Source organism: Streptomyces sp. CO7, from assembly GCF_053474865.1.
Genome location: NZ_JBRIOU010000002.1, coordinates 1600970 through 1607541, shown reverse-complemented (window position 1 = coordinate 1607541; position 6572 = coordinate 1600970). Strand labels below are relative to the sequence as shown.

General features: G+C 73.6%; 8 protein-coding genes. 6 read left to right on the top strand and 2 right to left on the bottom strand.

Going from position 1 to position 6572, the window contains the following annotated elements; translation table 11 throughout:
- Positions 1–668: MFS transporter (locus ACOV8S_RS09420; RefSeq protein ID WP_448317252.1), on the bottom strand; the 668-nt coding region annotated here is incomplete at its 3' end.
- A gap of 89 nt (positions 669–757) precedes the next feature.
- On the opposite strand from ACOV8S_RS09420, the gene ACOV8S_RS09415 reads away from it, so the two are divergent.
- The 4 genes from ACOV8S_RS09415 to ACOV8S_RS09400 all read left to right on the top strand — a co-directional run bounded on the left by ACOV8S_RS09415 (position 758) and on the right by ACOV8S_RS09400 (position 3688).
- Entirely contained in the window at positions 758–1705 is a 948-nt protein-coding gene (locus ACOV8S_RS09415; RefSeq protein WP_448317251.1) for an aldo/keto reductase, read from the top strand.
- Positions 1706–1736: 31 nt separating this feature from the next.
- The gene (locus ACOV8S_RS09410; RefSeq protein ID WP_448317250.1) at positions 1737–2084 is read left to right on the top strand and encodes a MerR family transcriptional regulator; all 348 of its coding nucleotides are present in this window, start codon (positions 1737–1739) and stop codon (positions 2082–2084) included.
- 55 nt (positions 2085–2139) lie between these two features.
- Entirely contained in the window at positions 2140–2655 is a 516-nt protein-coding gene (locus ACOV8S_RS09405; protein WP_448317249.1) for a DinB family protein, read from the top strand.
- A 61-nt stretch (positions 2656–2716) separates the two neighbouring features.
- Positions 2717–3688 (top strand): aminoglycoside phosphotransferase family protein, encoded by a 972-nt coding sequence (locus tag ACOV8S_RS09400; protein WP_448317248.1) that lies wholly within the window; start codon positions 2717–2719, stop codon positions 3686–3688.
- 251 nt (positions 3689–3939) lie between these two features.
- On the opposite strand, the gene ACOV8S_RS09395 is transcribed toward ACOV8S_RS09400, so the two are convergent.
- Complete coding sequence (locus ACOV8S_RS09395; protein ID WP_448317247.1) at positions 3940–4134, bottom strand: hypothetical protein; 195 nt, start codon at positions 4132–4134, stop codon at positions 3940–3942.
- Between the two features lie 175 nt (positions 4135–4309).
- On the opposite strand from ACOV8S_RS09395, the gene ACOV8S_RS09390 reads away from it, so the two are divergent.
- A complete protein-coding gene (locus ACOV8S_RS09390) occupies positions 4310–5209 on the top strand; it encodes an NAD-dependent protein deacetylase (protein WP_448317246.1) in 900 nt (299 codons plus the stop codon).
- A 108-nt stretch (positions 5210–5317) separates the two neighbouring features.
- Positions 5318–6448: a MerR family transcriptional regulator gene (locus ACOV8S_RS09385; RefSeq protein WP_448317245.1), complete on the top strand. Its 1131-nt coding sequence runs from the start codon at positions 5318–5320 to the stop codon at positions 6446–6448.
- The last annotated feature ends 124 nt before the right edge of the window (positions 6449–6572 follow it).

Here is a 6572-nt window from a genome sequence, read left to right as displayed (position 1 = left end):
GGCGCCGGGTGGACGGGGGGGCGGGGGGCCGGGGCCCAGAGGCGGGCGTTGACGCGCCAGGTGGCGGCGACGGTGGGCCGGCCGGTCGCCCGGGGCGGCCGGTCGGACAGGCCGAGGCGGCTGACGGCCGCGGCGGCCAGGTACAGCAGTGCGCCGACGAGCAGGGTGCCGCGCGGGGAGAACAGGGCGACGAGCAGGCCGCCGACGGCGTAACCGCAGATCTGCAGGGTGCCGACCGCCATGTTGAGCACGGAGCGGCCCAGCAGGTAGCCGTCCTTGGTGAGGATGTCGTTGAGCAGTCCGGAGCGGACCCCGCCTCCGACGGAGGCCACCAGCCCCTCGGCCGCCAGGACGGCGAAGACCGCCCACACCGGCAGTCCCGGGACGGTCTGGACCGCAGTGGCCACCGCGAACACCAGGGCCAGGCCGGTGGTCGCGGCGCGCGGACGGATACGGTCGGCCGCCGACAACAGCGTCGCGGCGCCGACGAGTTGGGCCAGGGACGGTCCGAACATGGCGAGGGCCGTGAGCAGCGGGGAGCCGGTGGCCGCATGGACCAGGGTGCCCAGAGCGAGCCCGGAGACCGTGGTGGCGGCCACCGACAGGGCGCTCGAGACGAAGAGCGGAGTGAACTCGGGGGCGCGGAAGAGCTCTCGGTAGGTGCGCATGGCGGGGAGTGTGTGCCCGTGCGACGCGGCGGTGTCAAACGGATTGCCCGCACGGGGCACTTGACCTGGAGCGCGCTCCAGATCCGAGCATGGTCGGCATGAACGGCAACCGACCGCCCGTCGTACTGGGCACCATGGAATTCGGCACGCGCGTCGCCCCCGAGCGGGCCTTCGCGATCCTCGACGCCTTCGTCGCCGGCGGCGGCGTCTGGCTGGACACCGCCAACTGCTACGCGTTCTGGAACGACCCCGACGGCCTCGGCGGCGCCTCCGAGCGGGTCATCGGGTCGTGGCTGGCGGCCCGGCCGGGTGCCCGGGACCGGGTGCGGATCGCGACCAAGGTCCGCCAGAACCCTCTCGTTCCGCACGTGTGGCCGGAGAGCGCCGAGGGGCTCTCCGCCCGCGCCGTCCGCGCCGGGGTGGAGGGAAGCCTGCGGCGGATGGGAGTCGACCACGTCGACCTCCTGTGGGCCCACGCGGAGGACCGCGGGACGCCGCTGGAGGAGACGGTGGGCGCCTTCGGCGAACTGGTCGTGAAGGGGACGGCCGTGCGGATCGGTGCGGCGAACCACGCCGCCTGGCGGGTGGAGCGCGCCCGGTCGCTGGCGCGCGAGCAGGGCGTCGAGCCGTGGTCGGCCCTTCAATTGCGGCACTCCCTGGTGCAGCCGCGCCCGCTGACGCCGGTGGCGGAGGGCGGTCACCGCATGATGACCGCGGAGGACCTCGACCTGGCCCGCTCGGAGGACCTCTCCGTGTGGGCGTACAGCGCGCTGCTGTGGGGTTCCTACGTCCGCGCGGACAAACCGTTCCCGCAGACCTATGATCACCCCGGCACCACCCGGGTGCTCGCCGTCCTCGAGGACGTGGCCCGCGAGGTGTCGGCCACGCCGAACCAGGTCGTGCTGGCCTGGCTCCTGCGGCAGGGAATCGGCCCCATCGTGGGCGTGAGCCGGGTGGAGCAGATCGAGGAGGCGCTGGCCGCGCGCGGTGTGCGGCTGACGGACGAACACCTGGCACGCTTCGCGGAGGCGCGGTAGCCCGCCGGAGCGGTCACCGAAGGAGCCCTTGATGACCACCCTCTCCCCCGCCGCGGCCGCCGGCCGCACCGGGGTGTCCATCGACACGCTGCGGTACTACGAGCGGGAAGGACTGATCGGCCCCATCGGGCGCTCCGCCGGCGGGCGCAGGGCGTACACCGAGGACGACGTCTTCTGGATCGGCCTCGTCACCTGCTTCCGCGAGGCGGGGCTCGGGATCGCCGATCTGCGGGAGTTCGTCGCCATCCTGCGCTCGGACCGCTCCCCGCGGGACAGGGTGGCCTTCCTCCATGAGCGCCGCATCGCCCTCGAGGAGCGGGTGGCCGCCCTGCACCGGGCGATCGGGGTGCTGGACGAGAAGATCGCGTACTACAGCTGAGCGGAGTGACCTGCCCGTGGACGGGCAGGCCGCTCGGCCGTACTAGCGTGAGCGCATGACAGGTTGCGAGGACTGCGGTTTCGAGTACGACCTTTCGCTGGCTCCGTCGGTCCCGCGGCTCGCCGGGGCGTACGCCGACGAGTACGCGGACCTGCTGTCGGCCGAGCCGTCCCTGCTGCGGCGACGTCCGGCGCCGGACGTGTGGTCGCCCCTGGAGTACGCCTGCCATGTGCGGGACGTCCTGCTGGTGCAGCGCGAACGGCTGCTGGCCGCTCGGCGTCGGGACACGCCCGTCGCCGAGGCCATGGGCCGTGACGAGCGGGTCGAGCACGCCGGTTACGCACGGGAGCTGCCGGCCGACGTCGCCCGTCAACTCCGGGACGCGGCGCTGCTGTTCGGCGGGGTGCTGGACCTCCTCACGCCCGCGGACTGGGAGCGCACGCTGGTGTACACCTACCCCGCGCCCGAGGAGCGGTCGCTGCGCTGGGTCGCCGTGCACACGGCGCACGAGCTGCGGCATCATCTGCTGGACGCTCGCCGGGCGATGCAGGGTCCGCCGTCCGGCGAGTGACCCCGGCCGATCTCCGGGTGAAGTTCCGCACGCAGTACGGTCGTTGGGCGAGGGGGATCACGTGGACGAAGGTGCGGCGTCGGTCCGTGTTCCGCGGGCGGCCAGGGACCGGCTGACCGTGCGCTTCGGACCGGGCGTGGCCGCCTGGTGCGACGCCCTGCCGTCGCTGGTGGAGGAGCTCTCCGAACGCTGGTGCCTCGTACCCGTCCAGTCGCTGGGCGGCGGCACGTCGCGGGTCGTCCGCTGTCTGCGGCGGGACGCCGGAGCGACGGTGTGGCTGAAAGTCACGCCGGAGCTCGCCATCGCCGCCCGGGAGGCGGAGGCCCTGTCCCTCTGGTCGGGCACGCCGTCGGTGGTGGACCTGCTGGAGCAGGACCTCGGCGTGGGCGCCCTCCTGCTCGCGGACCTCTCCCCCACGCCGGCGGACCTCCTCCCCGCGGCGCGGGTCTCCCCAGCGCCGGCGACGGCGGGCGGCGGCCCGTGCCTGCCGGAGGTGGCGGCGCTGCTCCGGGCTCTGCGGGAGGGCGTCCCCAGCCGTCCGCGGCGGTCAGGGCTGCGCCCGCTCGCGGACCGGATCGGGCTGCTCCACACGCTGGCCGTACGTCGCCTCGCCGCGGCGGATCCCCGTCCCGCGCTCGACCCGGCGGTGCTGGAGCGCGCCCGCGCGGCCTGTCTCGCGCTGTGCGACACCGGCCCCGTGGGACTGGTGCACGGCGATCTCCACGCCGGGAACGTCCTGGCCGGGCCCGGCGGCCGACTGGTGGCGATCGATCCCCGGCCCACCTGGGGCGACCCGGACTTCGACGCGGTCGACTGGGCGCTGGACGGCGTCACCGATCTCCCGGCGCTGGAGCGCAGGGCCGAGCGGCTGTCCTCGCTGGTTCCCGGTCAGTCTGCGGACCGGGTCCTGGCCTGGTGCCGGGCGCTCGCCGCCTTCGAGGCCGTCCCCGCACTGTGCGCGGGGCGGGACGACGCCCGCACGCGCTTCCTGCGGACCTTGGCCGGACAGGTCGCGTCCGCAGAGGTCGGATGACGTTCTCGGACGTGCTGCGCTATTTGCCCTGTCGGCGCCTGCGGTAGAACCGGGTGCCGAGAATGATCGCGATGCAGAGCCATATCCCCAGTGCGAGATAAGGACTCCACGAAGGGCCGTCGGGACGACTGTCCTCGACCGCCAGAAGTAAGGGCAATGCCACCGTCATCGCTTCCTCCTTCGCTCTGCCGGGAACCCCTCTGCCGGGAACCCCTCTGCCGGGAATCGCTCTGACCAGGAATTCCCGCACGTCATTCCCCGACCCCGGCCGCACAGAGAATTCCTCCGACGACCAGCAGCCAGCCGACGAGGCGGTGGGCGACCGCGTGGGAACTACGGACACGCTCACCCGCATCGCTGCCGAAGACCTCCGCCCATTTCCCCGCGCCGCCCCACGCGGAGAACAGGCCCATGAGGACCAGTAATATCCCGACGCCGATCCGCATGACCGATACCTCCCGAGCCGTCGAGGGACGGCCGCTCCCCGGGTGTCATGGCATTGAGGGTGCCCCCGGAATTCCTGTTGAAGCCAGGCCGGTACGGACGGTGATCGCCGCGGCGGGAGTGCCTTCCCTGGCGGGGCGCGGGCGGGCGTCGGCGCGCCTTCCGTACCCTGGCCGCATGCGCACGCGTCCCACCTTGAGCTGGACCCCGCCCGACGACCTGCCTCCGGGCACCGCGGATCCGGGACCGGTCGTCGACGCGCTGCGCGTCGGCCGGGTGCTGGTCCTCAGCGGGGCGGGCATCTCCACGGAGTCCGGCATCCCCGACTACCGGGGCGAGGGCGGCAGCCTGAGCCGGCACACGCCGATGACGTACCAGGACTTCGTCTCCGACCCGCAGGCCCGGCGGCGTTACTGGGCGCGCAGTCATCTCGGCTGGCGCACCTTCGGCCGCGCCCACCCCAACGACGGGCACCGGGCCGTGGCGGCGTTCGAGGAGCAGGGGCGGCTCACGGGGGTGATCACCCAGAACGTCGACGGTCTGCATCAGGCCGCCGGCAGCGAGGCGGTGGTGGAGCTGCACGGGAGTCTGGCCCGGGTGGTCTGCCTCTCCTGCGGCACGCGGAGTCCGCGTCGTGAGCTGGCCGAACGGCTGGAGGCCGTCAACGCGGGGTTCGCGCCGGTGGCCAGTGGGCTGAACCCGGACGGCGACGCCGATCTGAACGACGAACAGGTCGGCGACTTCCACGTGGTGCCGTGCACGGTCTGCGGCGGCGTCCTCAAACCCGACGTGGTCTTCTTCGGGGAGAACGTGCCACCGGAGCGGGTGGAGCACTGCCGCCGCCTGGTGCGGGAATCGACGACGCTGCTGGTCCTCGGGTCGTCGTTGACGGTGATGTCCGGCCTCCGGTTCGTGCGGCTGGCCGCGCAGGAGGGCAAGCCGGTGCTGATCGTCAACCGGGACCCGACCCGCGGTGACCGCCTCGCCCTCACCCGCGTCGCGCTCCCGCTGGGGGCGACCCTCACCGCCGTGGCGGCGGAACTCGGCCCCGCCACCGGGGCGCCTGGAGACGTCTGACGCCACCGGCGACGGCCGTCCGGAGGCGGAGGTTGACCTTCACCCTGGGGAAAGCCACAGCATCGGCAGGGCCGGTCGCGAGGCGTCCGGTACGAGGAGGGGGCTGTCATGGAGGCACGGGTGGATCCGGAGCTGCTGACGATCGGGGCGTTCGCGAAGGCGTCGCGGCTGTCGCCGAAGGCGCTGCGGCTCTACGACGAGCTCGGTCTGCTGGCGCCCGCGCACGTCGACCCGGTGAACGGCTACCGGTGGTACGCGCCCGAGCAGCTGGAACGGGCCCGGCTGGTGGCCTGGCTGCGACGGCTGGGCATGCCGCTGGTCCGCATCCGGCACGTGTGCGCGCTGGAGGCCGGGCAGGCCGCCCGGGAGGTCCGCGCCTTCTGGGCCCGGGTCGAGACCGAGACGGCCGCGCGGCGGGACCTGGCGACCTTCCTCGTCGACCATCTGCAGCGGAAGGACCTTGCCATGTCCACGAACACCTCGACGGTCGCCGAGCCCCTGGGCATCCGTTACGCCGCCCTCTGCGACCGGGGCCTGGTCCGCGAGAGCAACCAGGACGCCGTCCACGCCGGTCCCCGGCTGCTCGCCGTGGCCGACGGTTACGGCGCCGGCGGAGCACCCGCAAGCACCGCGGCGCTCGGGGCGCTGAAGCGGCTGGAGACCGACGGCGTTCCGGCTGCCGGGCTCCTCGGCGTCCTGGAGGACGCGGTCGAGCAGGCCGAGGAGGCGGTCCGGGCGGCCGTCGGGAACGGGGCGTCCACCGCGGGCGAGGCCGTCGTCGCGGGGACGACGCTGACCGCCATGCTGTGGACGGGCTCGCAGCTCGCGCTGGTCCACATCGGCGACTCGCGGGTGTACCTGCTGCGCGACGGCGGCCTGTTCCAGATCACCAGCGACCACACCATGGTGCAGTCCATGGTCGACGAGGGGCGCCTGAGCCCCGAGGAGGCGTCCTCGCACCCGGAGCGGTCGCTGCTGGTGAAGGCGCTGGGCCCGGGGGCCGACCACTCCCCCGACATGCGCCTGCACGACGCACGGCCGGGTGACCGGTACCTGTTGTGCTCGGACGGCCTGTCCGCGGTCGTCGCGACCGCGGAGATACGCCGGGTGCTCACCCAGGTCGAAGGCCCGGAGCAGGCGGTACGTGATCTCGTCGCCCTGGCCAACGCGGTGGGCGGACCGGACAACGTCAGCTGTGTGGTGGCCGACGTCTTCGGGCCGGAGCATGCCCCGGCGTGAACGCGGGCTGCCCGCCCCGCCGTGTCGACGGCGGGGCGGGCAGCCTTCTGTGCGGTGCCGGTGTCAGGACAGCGGCGGGGAGGGGGTTTTTGCCCGCCCCCGGGAATGGGGCGGGAAAAACCTT